General features: G+C 53.5%; 15 protein-coding genes. 4 read left to right on the top strand and 11 right to left on the bottom strand.

The window, feature by feature from the left end; translation table 11 throughout:
- From asr to ACI2I2_RS01795, 3 genes are all read right to left on the bottom strand, one after another.
- On the bottom strand, nt 1–426 hold a 426-nt coding region (gene asr / locus ACI2I2_RS01805), incomplete at its 3' end, for an acid resistance repetitive basic protein Asr (RefSeq protein ID WP_404656329.1).
- Nucleotides 427–586: 160 nt separating this feature from the next.
- A complete protein-coding gene (locus ACI2I2_RS01800; RefSeq protein ID WP_404656328.1) occupies nt 587–1,147 on the bottom strand; it encodes an Ail/Lom family outer membrane beta-barrel protein in 561 nt (186 codons plus the stop codon).
- A 173-nt stretch (nt 1,148–1,320) separates the two neighbouring features.
- Nucleotides 1,321–2,805 (bottom strand): carboxypeptidase M32, encoded by a 1,485-nt coding sequence (locus tag ACI2I2_RS01795; protein WP_404656327.1) that lies wholly within the window; start codon nt 2,803–2,805, stop codon nt 1,321–1,323.
- Nucleotides 2,806–2,891: 86 nt separating this feature from the next.
- Between ACI2I2_RS01795 and ACI2I2_RS01790 the strand changes: the two genes are divergently transcribed.
- The gene (locus ACI2I2_RS01790; RefSeq protein ID WP_404656326.1) at nt 2,892–3,017 is read left to right on the top strand and encodes a KPN_01571 family protein; all 126 of its coding nucleotides are present in this window, start codon (nt 2,892–2,894) and stop codon (nt 3,015–3,017) included.
- A 36-nt stretch (nt 3,018–3,053) separates the two neighbouring features.
- Here ACI2I2_RS01790 and ACI2I2_RS01785 read toward each other — a convergent pair whose 3' ends face one another.
- Entirely contained in the window at nt 3,054–4,304 is a 1,251-nt protein-coding gene (locus ACI2I2_RS01785) for an MFS transporter (RefSeq protein WP_404656325.1), read from the bottom strand.
- A gap of 117 nt (nt 4,305–4,421) precedes the next feature.
- On the opposite strand from ACI2I2_RS01785, the gene ACI2I2_RS01780 reads away from it, so the two are divergent.
- The 3 genes from ACI2I2_RS01780 to bioD all read left to right on the top strand — a co-directional run bounded on the left by ACI2I2_RS01780 (nt 4,422) and on the right by bioD (nt 7,487).
- Nucleotides 4,422–5,336, top strand: coding sequence for a LysR family transcriptional regulator (locus ACI2I2_RS01780; protein WP_404656324.1), 915 nt, complete (start codon nt 4,422–4,424; stop codon nt 5,334–5,336).
- Nucleotides 5,337–5,444: 108 nt separating this feature from the next.
- Complete coding sequence (gene mlc / locus ACI2I2_RS01775; RefSeq protein ID WP_404656323.1) at nt 5,445–6,665, top strand: sugar metabolism global transcriptional regulator Mlc; 1,221 nt, start codon at nt 5,445–5,447, stop codon at nt 6,663–6,665.
- A 126-nt stretch (nt 6,666–6,791) separates the two neighbouring features.
- The gene (bioD, locus tag ACI2I2_RS01770) at nt 6,792–7,487 is read left to right on the top strand and encodes a dethiobiotin synthase (RefSeq protein ID WP_404656322.1); all 696 of its coding nucleotides are present in this window, start codon (nt 6,792–6,794) and stop codon (nt 7,485–7,487) included.
- On the opposite strand, the gene clcB is transcribed toward bioD, so the two are convergent.
- The 7 genes from clcB to dmsD all read right to left on the bottom strand — a co-directional run bounded on the left by clcB (nt 7,440) and on the right by dmsD (nt 13,827).
- On the bottom strand, nt 7,440–8,735 hold the full coding sequence (gene clcB, locus ACI2I2_RS01765) for a voltage-gated ClC-type chloride channel ClcB (RefSeq protein ID WP_404656321.1): 1,296 nt from the start codon (nt 8,733–8,735) through the stop codon (nt 7,440–7,442). The genes bioD and clcB overlap by 48 nt on opposite strands.
- Nucleotides 8,736–8,848: 113 nt before the next feature.
- On the bottom strand, nt 8,849–9,235 hold the full coding sequence (locus ACI2I2_RS01760; protein ID WP_404656320.1) for a hypothetical protein: 387 nt from the start codon (nt 9,233–9,235) through the stop codon (nt 8,849–8,851).
- Between the two features lie 231 nt (nt 9,236–9,466).
- A complete protein-coding gene (gene osmV, locus ACI2I2_RS01755) occupies nt 9,467–10,615 on the bottom strand; it encodes an osmoprotectant ABC transporter ATP-binding protein OsmV (RefSeq protein WP_404656319.1) in 1,149 nt (382 codons plus the stop codon).
- Nucleotides 10,615–11,262 (bottom strand): osmoprotectant ABC transporter permease OsmW, encoded by a 648-nt coding sequence (osmW, locus tag ACI2I2_RS01750; protein WP_330985301.1) that lies wholly within the window; start codon nt 11,260–11,262, stop codon nt 10,615–10,617. Before osmW ends, osmV begins: the two co-directional genes overlap by 1 nt.
- A 9-nt stretch (nt 11,263–11,271) precedes the next feature.
- The gene (locus ACI2I2_RS01745) at nt 11,272–12,174 is read right to left on the bottom strand and encodes a glycine betaine ABC transporter substrate-binding protein (RefSeq protein WP_404656318.1); all 903 of its coding nucleotides are present in this window, start codon (nt 12,172–12,174) and stop codon (nt 11,272–11,274) included.
- A 19-nt stretch (nt 12,175–12,193) separates the two neighbouring features.
- On the bottom strand, nt 12,194–12,907 hold the full coding sequence (gene osmY / locus ACI2I2_RS01740) for an osmoprotectant ABC transporter permease OsmY (protein ID WP_404656317.1): 714 nt from the start codon (nt 12,905–12,907) through the stop codon (nt 12,194–12,196).
- Between the two features lie 305 nt (nt 12,908–13,212).
- Nucleotides 13,213–13,827, bottom strand: coding sequence for a Tat proofreading chaperone DmsD (gene dmsD, locus ACI2I2_RS01735; RefSeq protein WP_404656316.1), 615 nt, complete (start codon nt 13,825–13,827; stop codon nt 13,213–13,215).
- Nucleotide 13,828: the final 1 nt, after the last annotated feature.

Raw genomic sequence — 13,828 nt, 5'->3', positions numbered from 1 at the left:
TTTAGCAGCCTGAGCTTTCTGAGCTACAGCTGGTTTAGTTGCTGCTTTTTTGTGGTGCTTTTTAGCAGCCTGAGCTTTCTGAGCTACAGCTGGTTTAGTTGCTGCTTTTTTGTGGTGCTTTTTAGCAGCCTGAGCTTTCTGAGCTACAGCTGGTTTGGTTGCTGCTTTTTTGTGGTGCTTTTTAGCGGCCTGAGCTTTCTGCTCTGCGGCTGGTTTTGCAGCTGCTTTTTTGTGGTGCTTTTTGGCAGCCTGAGCTTTCTGCTCGGTAGCGGCTTTTTTGTGTTTCTTGTGATGAGTGGTTTTAGCCGGAGCAGCGTGAGTTGCAGCTGGCGCAGCAGCCGGTGCGGTAGCAGCGGTGTCAGCAGCGAAAGCAGCAGAAGACAGACCCATAGCAGCGGCAACAACCAGAGCTAATACTTTTTTCATTCTGAAATCCTCGAATTTGGTTTCTATGTTCAACCCCACTGCGGGGCCGTTGAAATGAACTATAGACTTGTGATTCAAAGCCTTCAGTGAGTGATTGGTATCGGCTTGTAACCATATGTACGAAGCCGACATCCCGTCATGATCATTGGCATTCAGTGACTTAGAAGCGGTAACCTACGCCAAAGTCGAAAGTACTGCTGATGGAACGATCGCCGTACGTATCAGCATCCGTCCCTTCGTAACCGACATTGAGCGTAATTGTCTCGGTTGGATTGAAAATAAACCCAAGACCCCAGGCAAAGCTGGTGTAGGCGTGTGAATGCCTTTCAGTGACTTGCAGTGTTTCATTATGAGATGTTTTATCGACATCGACATGCGCGATCCCCATATCAGCATACAGACTCATCCAGTCATTAACTCGTAATGCCGGTCCAACCAATGCCGAATAATAGGTTGTGGCATAATCACGTGATTGTTGACCCATTTCATCGTGGTAGCTAAAACTATCGTCACCTTTCATCCAGGTCGCGGAACCCATTATTCCCCATGGCGAGATTTCTTCATTCTCATAGCGATATTTAAGGCTGGCACCGTGCAGCGTTCCTGAGCCACGGATCTTGCTTTGTGCGTAGCCAAGCGCGACAGACTGGTGTTCAGCCTGCGCCGCAGTGGCGGTGAAAAGCGTTCCCAAAAGAATGATTGATGAAGTTAAAACCTTCATAGTGCTACCCCAGCAGTATGATTAAAATAGATGGGGATAGTACCTTGTAATTATTCCGATGCTTATTCAAAACCTCTTTCTAAATATTGAAGCTGGAAAGTGACAGAGAGAGTGGAAATAAAAGCCTCGTGATGAGGCTTTTGGTTATTTAAAAATGAAAGTCGAAAGATGAATTATAAATAACGTGCAGTGAGATGCTCACGGAAATAACGGCTGTTAAGATCTTCCCCTGTGGCTTTCACTATCAGTTCCGACGTGCTGTAGCGGCTGCCGTGCTGCCAGATGTTCTGCTGAAGCCAGCCGAAGAGCGGCGCGAAGTTGCCTTCATTAAGCTGAGCATCAAGGGCAGGTAAGGCCTTACGTGCCGCCTGGAACAATTGCGCGGCGTACATTGCGCCCAACGTGTAAGAAGGGAAGTAACCGAATCCGCCATCCGTCCAGTGGATGTCCTGCATGCAGCCATTGCGGTAGTTGCCTTTGGTCGACAAGCCCAGATACTGCTGCATTTTTTCATCCCACAGCGCGGGAATGTCGTCCACTTCGATGTCGCCATCAATCAGCGCACGTTCGATTTCGTAACGCAGGATAACGTGGGCCGGGTAGCTCACTTCGTCGGCGTCGACGCGAATAAAGCCACGTTCTACGCGCTGGCTCCAGGCAATGAAGTTGTCGAGGGTGAAGGCAGGCTGATCGCCAAAACGTTGTTTAACGCCAGGCAATAAATGCTTGAGGAACGCAGCACTGCGGCCCAGCTGCATCTCAAAGAACAGACTTTGGGATTCATGCATACCCATGGAACGGGCATGAGCGACGGGCTGACCGGCCCATTGTCGCGGCAGGTTTTGCTCATAACGGGCATGGCCGGTTTCGTGGATCACGCCAAACAGCGCGCTGAGCAGATCGTTTTCGTCATAACGCGTGGTGATGCGCACATCTTCAGGCACGCCGCCGCAGAACGGGTGAGTGCTGACATCCAGGCGGCCGCCGTTAAAATCAAAGCCGAGCAGCGCCATGGTTTCCAGCCCCAGCTCGCGTTGAGCCTCAACCGGGAAAGGGCCTTGCGGGTCGATGAGCTTTTGCGAAGCCTGCTTTTCCACCACATTTTGCAGCAAATCAGGCAGCCAGCTTTTCAGATCGGCAAACAGGGTATCAAGACGACTGCTGGTCATTCCCGGTTCGTACAGATTGAGCATGGCGTCATAAGGTGAACTACCCGCCGCTTCTGCACGGATTTTGGCTTCTTCACGGCTCAGACGAACCACTTCTTTCAGGTTGACCGCGAAGCCTTCCCAGTCATTATTTTTACGCTGGGTGCGCCAGGCGTGTTCACAGCGATTACCTGCCAGCGATTTCGCTTCCACCAGGCTTTCCGGCAGTAACGCTGCCTGCGAATAAGCAAGACGCATTTCCCTCAGGTTCGCCTGTTCGTCTTCGCTTAACTTTTCCTGTTTTGCGTTCTCCAGCCATTTCCCTACCTGTGAGTCGGTAAGGATCTGGTGCTGCAGCACGCCAAGTTCAGCCAGTGCTTCACCGCGAGCGGTGCTGCCACCGGCGGGCATCATCGCGGCCATATCCCAGCCAGCGATAGCCGAGAGGTGAGAGAAGCGTGATAAACGCTGGAAAGTACGGACGAGTTGCGAGTAGTTGTTCTTTTCCATGGGCTTTGATCCGAGTGATTGACGCCAGTTTGCGAGGAGAGTCAAAAATACGACGAAAGTATGAGGCGAATTACGGTATTTCGACCATGCTGATCACTAACACAGGTCAGAGTGTGCCGCAAATCATGAATCCGTTCATCTGGGTGTTTGTCACGTTGCTGTCGATTGGTGCAGTGCAGGATATGGGCGGCTTAGCTGCCTTATTCGGCTGATCGAAAAGCGGCCCGCACGAAGGCGGGCACGGTAGATTAATGCAGGCGTTTATGCAGGCAAATGCCTGTGACTAGCGCCAGGACAAGCATTGCTGCGATAAATCCTCCCACGCCGTTCCATCCCCAGTTATGCCAGAACACGCCGCCTAGCGTCCCTGCAATGCTTGAACCCAGGTAGTAGCTGAATAAATACAGTGACGAAGCCTGTCCGCGTGCGCGTTTTGCACGAGGGCCAATCCAGCTGCTCGCAACGGAGTGAGCGGCGAAGAAGCCTGCGGAAAAAAGCAGCATACCGATGAAAATCAGCCACAGAGAAGAAAACAGGGTCATTAACAAACCGCACAACATCACCGCAGTGAAGCCGACCATCACCGGGCCACGCCCGAAGCGTTGGGTCATGGCACCTGCTTTTGGTGAGCTCCAGGTGCCAGTGAGATAAGCCACGGACAGCAAACCGACGACCGCCTGGCTCAGCGACCACGGCGACATCATCAGCCGATATCCAATGTAGTTAAACAGCGTGACAAACGCGCCCATCAGCAGAAATCCTTCTGCAAACAGCAGCGGCAACCCGCGGTCGCGCCAGTGAATGCGGAAGTTAATGAACAGGTATTTGGGGCGTAAGGATGATGCTCTGAAATGGCGGGACTCCGGCAGAATTCGCCAGAACATCAGCGCAGCGGCAAGGGCGAAGCAGCCAATCATGGCGATGGCTACGCGCCAGCCAAAGAAATCGGTCATCACACCGGTAAGCAAACGGCCGCTCATGCCGCCAATGGAGTTACCGCTGATGTAGAGCCCCATCGAAAACGCCACAAAGCTCGGGTGAATTTCCTCGCTGAGATAGGTCATCCCGACCGCGGCCACGCCGCTTAAGGAAAGGCCAATCAGGGCTCGCATGATAAGGATGCCGTGCCAGCTGGTCATCATCGTGGAAAGCAGAGTACAGACCGAGGCCAGTAAAAGCGCCGTCACCATCACTTGTTTACGCCCAATGGCATCCGAAAGTGGCCCGGTGAACAGCAAACCTACCGCAAGCAGCGCCGTAGAAACAGAAAGCGAAATACTGGTGCTGGCGGGTGAAATGCCAAACTCATGTGACAGCACCGGTAATATAGGCTGTACACAGTAGAGCAGGGCGAAGGTGGCAAGTCCGGCAGAGAAGAGCGCCAGGGTGACGCGAATAAACTGTGGCGTACCGCGCTGGATGAACTGGTTTGGGTCGGCAAATCGGGGTTCGCTGACGTCACTGGCCGGGGGGGTGTCAACGGTGGTCGTACGGCTCACGGGATGTCCTTGGATGAAAACGGCTGAGTAAAGTGCAACTTAGGTCACATCTTCAGGGTAGGAAATTGTAAATATTCTGTCTAATATATTAATAATCTCAATTGATACTTATAACATATGAATATCGAGTTAAGGCACTTGCGCTATTTCGTCGCTGTGGCAGAAGAGCTTCATTTTGGGCGTGCCGCTGCCAGGCTGAATATCTCTCAGCCGCCGTTAAGCCAACAAATTCAGATCCTTGAGCATCAAATTGAGGCCCGATTATTTGCCCGAACCAACCGCAGCGTCAGCCTGACGGAAGCGGGCAAGCAGTTCCTGGCAGACAGTCGGCAAATTTTGCTTCAGGTGGAGGATGCCGCTGCCCGTGCAGCCCGTTTGCATCAAGGGGAAACCGGGGAGTTGCGCATCGGGTTTACTTCCTCTGCGCCTTTTATTTCCGCTGTGTCAGACACGCTTTCTCGTTTTCGTCGTCAGTACCCTGACGTGCATATTCAGACCCGGGAAAGCAACACGCGAGAGCAAATTGCGCCGTTAAGTGAAGGCGCGCTGGATTTAGGGCTGATGCGAAAAACCCATCTTCCCGACACGTTAGAGCATCAGGTTATCCTCCATGAACCCCTGCTGGCGATGGTGCCGCGCGATCATCCTCTGGCACAAAGAGAGTCGGTCACGCTGGCTGAACTGGTTCTCGAACCGCTGGTGTTTTTCGATCCACATGTCGGAACAGGGCTGTACGACGATATTCTCGGCCTGCTGCGCCGCTTCGGTTCGCCGGCGATTACCCAGGAAGTCGGCGAGGCGATGACGATTATCGGACTGGTGTCTGCCGGGCTGGGCGTTTCCATCCTGCCGGCTTCCTTCAAACGGGTCCAACTCAACGAGATGCGTTGGTTACCTATTGCCGATCCTGAGGCCGTGTCGGAAATGTGGCTGGTGTGGGCAAAACACCGCGAGCAGAGTCAGGCGGCGTCCCGCTTTCGTCAACAGCTATTAGCGGCGGTAAACGGTCACTTTTTACCGCCAAAAGCGTGAAAAAATGTGCGGTAAATCACAAGCCTAAGTAAAAATTTGACGAGCTACGTCGAAGTGCTTCACCATAGCAGAAGTTTATTTCGAAGCGCGAAAATAAGGGAGTCTGCGGTGGTAGCAGAAAGTCAGCCAGGGCATATCGATCAGATCAAACAGACCAACGCGGGCGCGGTTTACCGCCTGATTGATCAGCTCGGTCCTGTGTCGCGAATCGACCTTTCCCGCCTTGCGCAACTTGCTCCCGCCAGTATCACCAAAATTGTTCGCGAAATGCTCGAAGCCCATCTGGTGCAGGAAACTGAAATTCAGGAGCCAGGCAGCCGAGGCCGCCCAGCTGTTGGGCTGATGGTTGAAACCGAGGCCTGGCACTATCTGTCACTGCGCATCAGCCGCGGTGAAATCAATCTGGCATTGCGCGATTTAAGCAGCAAGCTGGTGGTGGAAGAAGAACAAACGCTGCCGCTGATTGACGTAAAACCTTTCCTTGAACGCGTAATCGAACACATCGACGCTTTTTTTATTCGCCATCAACAAAAGCTGGAACGCCTCACCTCCATTGCGATCACATTGCCGGGGATCATTGATACCGAGAATGGCATCATCCACCGCATGCCGTTTTATGACGATGTGAAAGACGTTGCCTTGGGCGAAGCGCTGGAATCACGCACTGGCGTGCCGGTGTATCTGCAACATGACATCAGCGCATGGACCATGGCTGAAGCGTTGTTCGGTGCCTCGCGCGGCGCACGTGATGTGATTCAGGTAGTGATAGACCATAACGTGGGCGCAGGCGTCATCACTGACGGGCGCTTGCTGCACGCGGGCAGCAGCAGCCTGGTCGAAATTGGTCACACTCAGGTTGACCCGTATGGGAAGCGTTGTTATTGCGGAAATCATGGCTGTCTTGAAACCATCGCCAGCGTGGAGAGCGTGCTGGAACTGACGCAGGTGCGCATGAAGCAGTCGATGAGCTCAATGTTGCACCAGCAACCGCTGACGGTGGAATGGTTGTGCCAGGCGGCCTTGCAGGGCGACTTGCTGGCCAAAGATATCATCAGCGGCGTAGGGACCCACGTTGGGCGTATTCTCGCCATTATGGTGAATTTATTTAACCCGCAAAAAATTCTGATTGGCTCGCCGTTTAATCAGGCGGCTGACATTCTGTTTCCTGCCATTAGCGCCTGTATTCGCCAGCAAGCTTTACCGGCGTACAGCAAGCACATCGCCGTCGAAAGCACCCAATTCCTCAATCGTGGCACTATGACCGGTGCCGCGCTGGTCAAAGACGCGCTCTATAACGGATCGCTGCTGATCAGACTGTTACAGGGTTAACAATTTCACACTGTTAAGCCAAAAATTGCGCTAACGCAAGCCGCCTTTTCGGGCTATCACGTACACTTCTACGGCTCTGAATTATCACCCCGATGTCCAAATTCACGACAAAGCTGTGGAGTCATCATGCTTAAGCGTTTCTTTATAACCGGTACGGATACAGCGGTAGGTAAAACCGTGGTGTCGCGCGCGCTGCTGCAAGCGCTTGCCGCTCAAGGCAAAAGCGTGGCGGGCTACAAACCTGTCGCCAAAGGCAGCAAGGAAACGCCAGAAGGACTGCGCAATAAAGATGCGCTGGTACTGCAAAGTGTTTCTACCCCTGAATTGCCATACAGCGCTATTAATCCTATCGCCCTGAGCGAAGAGGAAAGTAGCGTCGCACACAGTTGCCCGATTAATTACACGCTGCTGTCAAAAGGCCTGGCTTCGCTCAGCGACAGTGTGGATCACGTCGTTGTCGAAGGCACGGGTGGCTGGCGTAACCTGATGAACGATTTACGTCCACTCTCTGAATGGGTCGTGCAGGAACAGCTGCCGGTGGTGATGGTGGTGGGCATCCAGGAAGGCTGCATTAACCACGCCTTGCTGACAGCACAGGCTATCGCCAACGATGGCTTGCCGTTGATTGGCTGGGTGGCGAATCGCATTAACCCAGGCCTGGCGCACTATGCTGAAATCATTGATGTGTTGAGCAAAAAAATCCCTGCGCCCTTAGTGGGCGAGCTGCCTTATCTGCCGCGCGCAGAACAGCGAGAATTGGGCCAGTATGTCGATTTAACCCTGTTCGGCAACATGCTGACGGTAGATGGAGTCCTGGCGTAAGGTTCGCGACAGCACCGACGCCACCACGCAGGAAATCAGCAAACCGGGCAATAAGGCATATTGCCCGGTCATTTCACAAATCATCAGTGTCGACATAATGGGCGCATGCGTCGTGGCGGCCAGCAGTGTCGCCATACCAGTTAACCCCAGTAAGATGGCCATTTCATTGCCGTCCGGCAGCCATATTCCCCACATTCTGGCGAACAGCATGCCCACCGCCATTCCGACGAACAACGTAGGGGTGAACACCCCACCCGGTGCGCCAGAACCGCTACTTGCCAGCACGGCCAGCAATTTGCAGATAAAGACACCGCCAATGAGGGCAAACACCGGCGGTGCGAGAAGATAGTTTTGCACCACGCTGTAGCCATTTCCCCACACAGCAGGCGTGAGGAGGGAAAGCAGGCCGACAATCAACCCGCCCAACGCGAGTTGTAAGGGCGGCGTGAGTTTCAGGCGTAAAAAAAGTTGATGGGTGAACCCCATCAGCCAGACAAACAGCGGGCCGCAAAGCCCGGCAACCAGACCGGTGGCTAACATTAATCCATACGTTGCTGCACCGTGTGGCGCGGCGACGTGAACGGTATAAAGCAGCGCAGGGCCACCGCTGAGCAGGTTCGTCATCAGCAATGCAATCACCGCAGAAACCACAACCGGGCCGAGTGAGGCCAGCATCAGCGTGCCAAAGAGAATTTCAGCGATGAATAAGCTGCCCGCCAGTGGTGCATGATACGCGCTCGCCATCCCGGCAGCGGCCCCGCAGGCAATCCACAATTTCCATTCAGCTTTTGGTGTGAAACGCTGCGCAAAGAAAGAAGCTGCCAGCGTTGCCAGTAAAATCATGGCACCTTCACGCCCAATCGCGCTGCCGCTGACGACCACTAACAGCGAGGCCAGCGACTTGATAAGACTTGCGCCGTAATCGAACTTGCCGTCCTCCGTTTCCAGCGCTTCCATATAGTCAGTGGGCGCGTGAGGGCGCTGACGAGTGTATCGCTGCCATCCCCACAACAATAATCCGGCCGCTAAACCGCCTAATGCAGGTGTCAGCAAACGCCGCCACGCAGGCAAATTCGCCGCGGCATTCACCAGGCTGCCGCTGTCATTGCTGAGCAAAACCCATTCCAGTAAGTACATGGTGTGACGAAACAGCGCCACAGCGAGCGAGGCGAGGATGCCGACTAGCGTCGCAATCAGTAAACGGCGGAACATCGCCTGAATATCAGGGTAAGCGTGAAGACGGTGCATTAGATTCACACGATGGATATAAGATACTGAATTATACACAACTCATTGAGTTTGATTGTGAAAACTCAGTAGCTCCTTATCAATTGGAGGTGTTGTGCGCCAAGATCCCATAGTTATTTTTGGTGAACGTCGACCTGAATTTTACCTGCATTATCGAGACGTTTTTTAATGTAAGTGCTCACAGGGCTTTGATTGGCCTGAACTTCGTGAACATACTCAGCATTAAGTTGACTGTACTTTTCTTCCAAAGCCAATGTAGCTTCGTCATCGTACATTTCGCCACGACGGACTTTTCCTGCCAGATTAGTCGCGGTAGCAACATAAAGACGAGCCTGTGAGCTGCTGTAGAGGAAATCATCAGCACGCACATTTTTGGTCAGACACGATGCCATTTCTGGAAATTTTGAAAACTGCGATTCACACGATTGCTGAATGCTTGCAATTGATGAGGCAAAGCTAGTAAGAGGCAATAAAATCAGAGGGATAGTTAAAAGGCGCATTATGGACTCCAGTATTTTTAACAAGTTTAATGGAGCCGCGTGGAGAATAAAAGTGAGGTAGGGGTAATCAATTTTTATAAAAAATCCCCCAGATGGTAACACCGTTAGTTTAAGACCGAGATATCCGGGGCGACCACCGGGTTTGGCGTCCCTCCGGGAACCAAATCCCGGTGTTTCCCCTAATTCATTGGCTTAAGTGAACGGCGTTACCCCAGATGGGGGATTCGTTCGTCAATCCGCAGAATAAATATTCAACGCCCGACGCGTACGGCCGGAGCTGAGATAATCCGCGATATAGTCCTGTGAAATTTCACCGTTGTAGCGCCCATCCTCATCGACAATCGGCATCCAGCTGGTGTTGCTTTCATACAGTTTGGACAAGACCACGCGCAGGTTATCTTCCGCTTTACCGGTGACACGGAACGGGTGAAGCAAGTCGGCACAGCTTCCGCTGGCATTTCGTGCTTCACGGCGCTTAACGAAGCCCAGCGGTTTACCGTCGTTATCGACAACAGTGATGGCGCGAATATCGTTGTCGTCCATGGTGGCGAAAGCTTCCGGCAGGGCGGTGTCTCGCTTCACCGTAATCGTCGGCTGTTGATCGGTGACGTCACCAGCGGAAACCAGCAGCAGGCGTTTCAGGGTTCTGTCCTGGCCCACAAAGGAACCGACAAATTCATTGGCAGGTTTCGCCAGCAGCTCATCCGGGCTGGCGCATTGCACAATTCGGCCCTGGCGGAACACGGCGATACGGTCGCCTAGTTTGAGCGCTTCGTCGATATCGTGGCTGACCAGCATCACCGTTTTTTTCAGTTGACGCTGCATATCGAGAAACTGGTTCTGGATAACTTCACGGTTGATCGGGTCGACCGCACCGAAAGGTTCATCCATCAGCAGAACCGGAGGATCAGCCGCCAGCGCACGGATCACCCCGATACGCTGTTGCTGACCGCCGGACATCTCTTTCGGGTAACGATTGAGGAATTTTTTCGGGTCCATCGCGACCATATCCATCAACTCTTCGGCGCGCGCTTTGTAGCGAGCTTTATCCCAGCCCAACATGCGTGGCACCACGGTGATGTTCTCTTCGATGGTCATATTCGGGAACAGGCCAATCTGCTGGATGACATAACCAATGTTGCGACGCAGAGAGACGGTGTCCATCTCGCTGGTGTCCTGGCCGTTAATCAGGATTTTCCCGCTGCTTGCCGGGATCAGCCGGTTTATCATTTTCAGGGTAGTGGTTTTGCCACAGCCGGAAGGGCCGAGCAGAACGCACATTTCGCCTTCCGGCACGTTCAGGTTCACGTTGTCGACGGCGTTAAAACTCTGGCCGTTCTTCTGGGTAAATTGTTTGGTCAGATTTTCTAACTTTATCATTATCGAATCCCCTTTGGTGTCAGGACAATCTGCAGACGGTGCAGCAACCAGTCGAGCACAATAGCCAGCAGGCAAATCATCAGCGCCCCGGCAATCAACATACGAATATCACTGCCGCCAATCCCGTTGAGCAGCAGTAAGCCAAGCCCACCGGCACCAATCACGGCGGCAATCGCCATTACGCCGATGTTCATGACCACTGCGGTACGAATACCGCCGAAAATCACCGGCAGCGCCATCGGAATTTCCACCCAGCGCAAACGCTGCCAGAAGGTCATGCCAATCCCGCGTCCTGCTTCACGCAGGCCCGGCGGCAGGTTGTCCAGCGCGGTGTGGGTGTTACGCACAATTGGCAGCAGCGAGTAGAGGAATACCGCAGTAATGGCGGGCAGGGCGCCAATACCCTGGCCGATCAGCGAAAACAGCGGGATCATCAGGCCGAATAGCGCAATGGATGGCACGGTCAGCAGGATGGTGGTCAGCCCAAGGATCGGCGTTGCCAGCCATTTGTGGCGCACAATCAAAATGCCAAGTGGCACGCCAATCACAATCGCCAGCCCGACAGCCAGCAGAACCAGCCACAGATGTTGCCAGGTCAGGCTCGCCAGATAGTCCCAGTTATCAATCATGTAATGCAGGGTTTCCATGGTTTCTCCTTAGACCAGACCTTTGCTGCGCAAGAAATCATGCGCCACCTTTTGCGGTGTTTCATGGTCGATATCGACACGTTTATTCAGCTCGGTGATCACCTCGTTATTCAGCAGCCCGGAAAGCGTATTCAGCGCCTCTTCCAGCCCTGGGTGAGCTTCCAGCGTGTCTTTACGCACGACAGGGGTGACGGCATAGCTTGGGAAGAAACCTTTGTCGTCTTTGAGCACTTTCAGATCGAACCCTTTTACGCGCCCGTCGGTGGTGTAAATCAGACCCGCGTCAACGAAGCCATCACGTACGGCGTTGTACACCAGACCCGGGTCCATTTGACGAATCTGCGGGCGGTCAAGCTCCATGTTGTAGGCCTGCTGCAACGGCTTCATGCCGTCACTACGCCCGGCGAACTCCAGATCCAGCCCAAGCAGCCAGTTGTGCTTTGGATCGGTCTGACGGATATGCTCAATCTTCGCCACCATTTCGGACATGGTGTTGATGTTCTCTTCTTCAGCACGTTTACGCTGCATGGCGAAGGCGTAGGTGTTATTCATTTCAGCCGGTTTCAGCCACACCAGGCCATGTCTGGCCTCAAGACGTTTCACCGTGTCGTAGGACTCCTCCGGTGACATACGCTTGTTAATGTGGTTGAAGATAATGAGCGCGGTGCCGGTGTACTCCCACGTCATGTCTATCTGCTTGTTAATCATCGCATTGTGAGAAATCACCGTTGCAATATTGGTTTGCGGCTGCACCTGAAAGCCTTTCTTGCGCAGGTACTGCACGGTCATGGCGGAAAGAATATGCTGTTCGGTAAAACTCTTGGTCGCCAGAATCATCGGTGCCGCTTTGGCCTGAGTGGCCATCAGCGCCAGTGCAGCGGCGGCGACAAACAGACGCGTCAGTCGTCTCATGGGGTGCTCCTTATTGTTGTTATTCAGCGGTGTGCGGGCTGAGTATGCGTCCAAGCCCGGCCAGCAGCGTGTCGAGGATCAGGGCAAACAGGGCCGTGGCTGCGGCGCCAAGGATAAGCGTCGGGAAATCATTGAGGTAAATCCCCGGGAAAATCAGCTCACCGTAGCTGCTGGCACCAATCAAAAACGCGAGTGGCGCGGTCCCGACATTAATGGCGGTCGCGATACGAATCCCCGAAAGCATTACCGGCCAGGCATTAGGCAGTTCAACTTGCCAGAGGCGTTGCCTTTTGGTCATACCGATGCCGTTCGCGGCTTCAATCAGTGAACCGGGAACAGAGCACAATCCTGAATAGGTATTTCGCACGATGGGTAACAGCGAGGCGAGGAACAGCGCCACGATAGCGGGTTTGTCACCAATCCCGACCACCACCATCGCCAGAGCCAGCACCGCCAGCGGCGGCAAGGTATTGCCGATGTTGAAGATTTGCATCACGTATTCCGCCACACCGCGAGCGGCAGGGCGACTGAGTAAAATCCCGCTTGGGATCCCGACCAGTAAGGCAAAAAACATGGATGAGAACACCAGAATCAGGTGCTGTTGGCCGAGATAGAGTAAATCGACCTGGCGGGCTTTAAGGGTCTCAAGGCCAATACCCCACGTGAGCAGTGCGAGGACAGCGACAATCGCTACCACGAACAGCAGCGCGCGCGTCAGTAAAGTGTTGTGCATTGCAGTGTGTCTCCCTGTTTGCATGCGTTATCGCAATCACCTGAAGGCGTTGCTTGTTGTTATGCCATGTTCCGGCAGGGTCACTGAGCTATAGCAAGCGGTTGGGAAGGATTCCAGAAAAGGGCGGAATTAAAGCGGGGCGTCATGAAATGTAAACAAGGTGTTACGCCTTATGACGTAACGGCTTAGCCCGCAAAATCAGGAATAGTCTTAAAACGGAATTGTAAAAGTGACATTGTCACAAAGTGGGGTTTTGCAGGTTATTGAAATTTAAGTTAAGACACCTGCCTTTCGGCAGGTGAGGCTTAGCGGTAGAGTTTCTTTTCGGCAACGGGGATGAGCAACCCGGTTTGCCAGAAGGCCAGCGTTTGTTGGGCTAACTGGCCCAGCGCACGGTAGAAAGGATGGTCGGCGTTATCGATAAACGTTTGCAGAAAACGGCCAGACCACGGCAGCAGATGCCACGCCAGCAGCTGTTGCCATGCTTCATCACGGCCATTTTCTATCAGCCAGGCGCTGAGCATCAGCAACGTGCCAAAGTTGTCTTCCGGTTCATTTTGCTGAGCGTCGAAAGCGATGTTGTTTTCGCGCATCCACTGACGCAGGGCAAGCGTAGAGTCGCCAAACAGGACGCTTTCTTTATCGAGCCACACGGAACCCCATGGCGGCGCTGGCAAAGCATAGGGGCCAACAAACAGACGCTGCCAGGCCTCTGCAAGAGGTTCTTCAGTCTCGCCCTTAAAATCCTCAATCAGTTCTGCGTTGAACGGGACAGATTCCGGCCATTGCTGCGCCCAACTGCCGTCGCGGAAAGCGTTAACCAACGGAGCCGCCTGTTCGCTTTGCGGATCGAAATAAAACAGGGCACCGAGCACGCGGCCGCTCATGGCGATGGCTTCAACGAAACGGGATTGATTCATA

Source organism: Scandinavium sp. NPDC088450 (assembly GCF_044900545.1).
GTDB lineage: Bacteria > Pseudomonadota > Gammaproteobacteria > Enterobacterales > Enterobacteriaceae > Scandinavium.
This window is presented reverse-complemented; position numbering and strand designations above follow the sequence as displayed.

Bases quoted from the DNA above. Each gene is read 5' to 3' on its own strand.
- osmW (WP_330985301.1), bottom strand. From the start codon at position 11,262: ATGGAAACCCTGCATTACATGATTGATAACTGGGACTATCTGGCGAGC.
- ACI2I2_RS01760 (WP_404656320.1), bottom strand. From the start codon at position 9,235: ATGCGCCTTTTAACTATCCCTCTGATTTTATTGCCTCTTACTAGCTTT.
- clcB (WP_404656321.1), bottom strand. From the start codon at position 8,735: ATGCACCGTCTTCACGCTTACCCTGATATTCAGGCGATGTTCCGCCGT.
- ACI2I2_RS01745 (WP_404656318.1), bottom strand. From the start codon at position 12,174: ATGAGACGACTGACGCGTCTGTTTGTCGCCGCCGCTGCACTGGCGCTG.
- dmsD (WP_404656316.1), bottom strand. From the start codon at position 13,827: ATGAATCAATCCCGTTTCGTTGAAGCCATCGCCATGAGCGGCCGCGTG.
- ACI2I2_RS01790 (WP_404656326.1), top strand. From the start codon at position 2,892: ATGCTGATCACTAACACAGGTCAGAGTGTGCCGCAAATCATGAATCCG.
- osmY (WP_404656317.1), bottom strand. From the start codon at position 12,907: ATGCACAACACTTTACTGACGCGCGCGCTGCTGTTCGTGGTAGCGATT.
- osmV (WP_404656319.1), bottom strand. From the start codon at position 10,615: ATGATAAAGTTAGAAAATCTGACCAAACAATTTACCCAGAAGAACGGC.
- ACI2I2_RS01780 (WP_404656324.1), top strand. From the start codon at position 4,422: ATGAATATCGAGTTAAGGCACTTGCGCTATTTCGTCGCTGTGGCAGAA.
- ACI2I2_RS01800 (WP_404656328.1), bottom strand. From the start codon at position 1,147: ATGAAGGTTTTAACTTCATCAATCATTCTTTTGGGAACGCTTTTCACC.
- bioD (WP_404656322.1), top strand. From the start codon at position 6,792: ATGCTTAAGCGTTTCTTTATAACCGGTACGGATACAGCGGTAGGTAAA.
- ACI2I2_RS01795 (WP_404656327.1), bottom strand. From the start codon at position 2,805: ATGGAAAAGAACAACTACTCGCAACTCGTCCGTACTTTCCAGCGTTTA.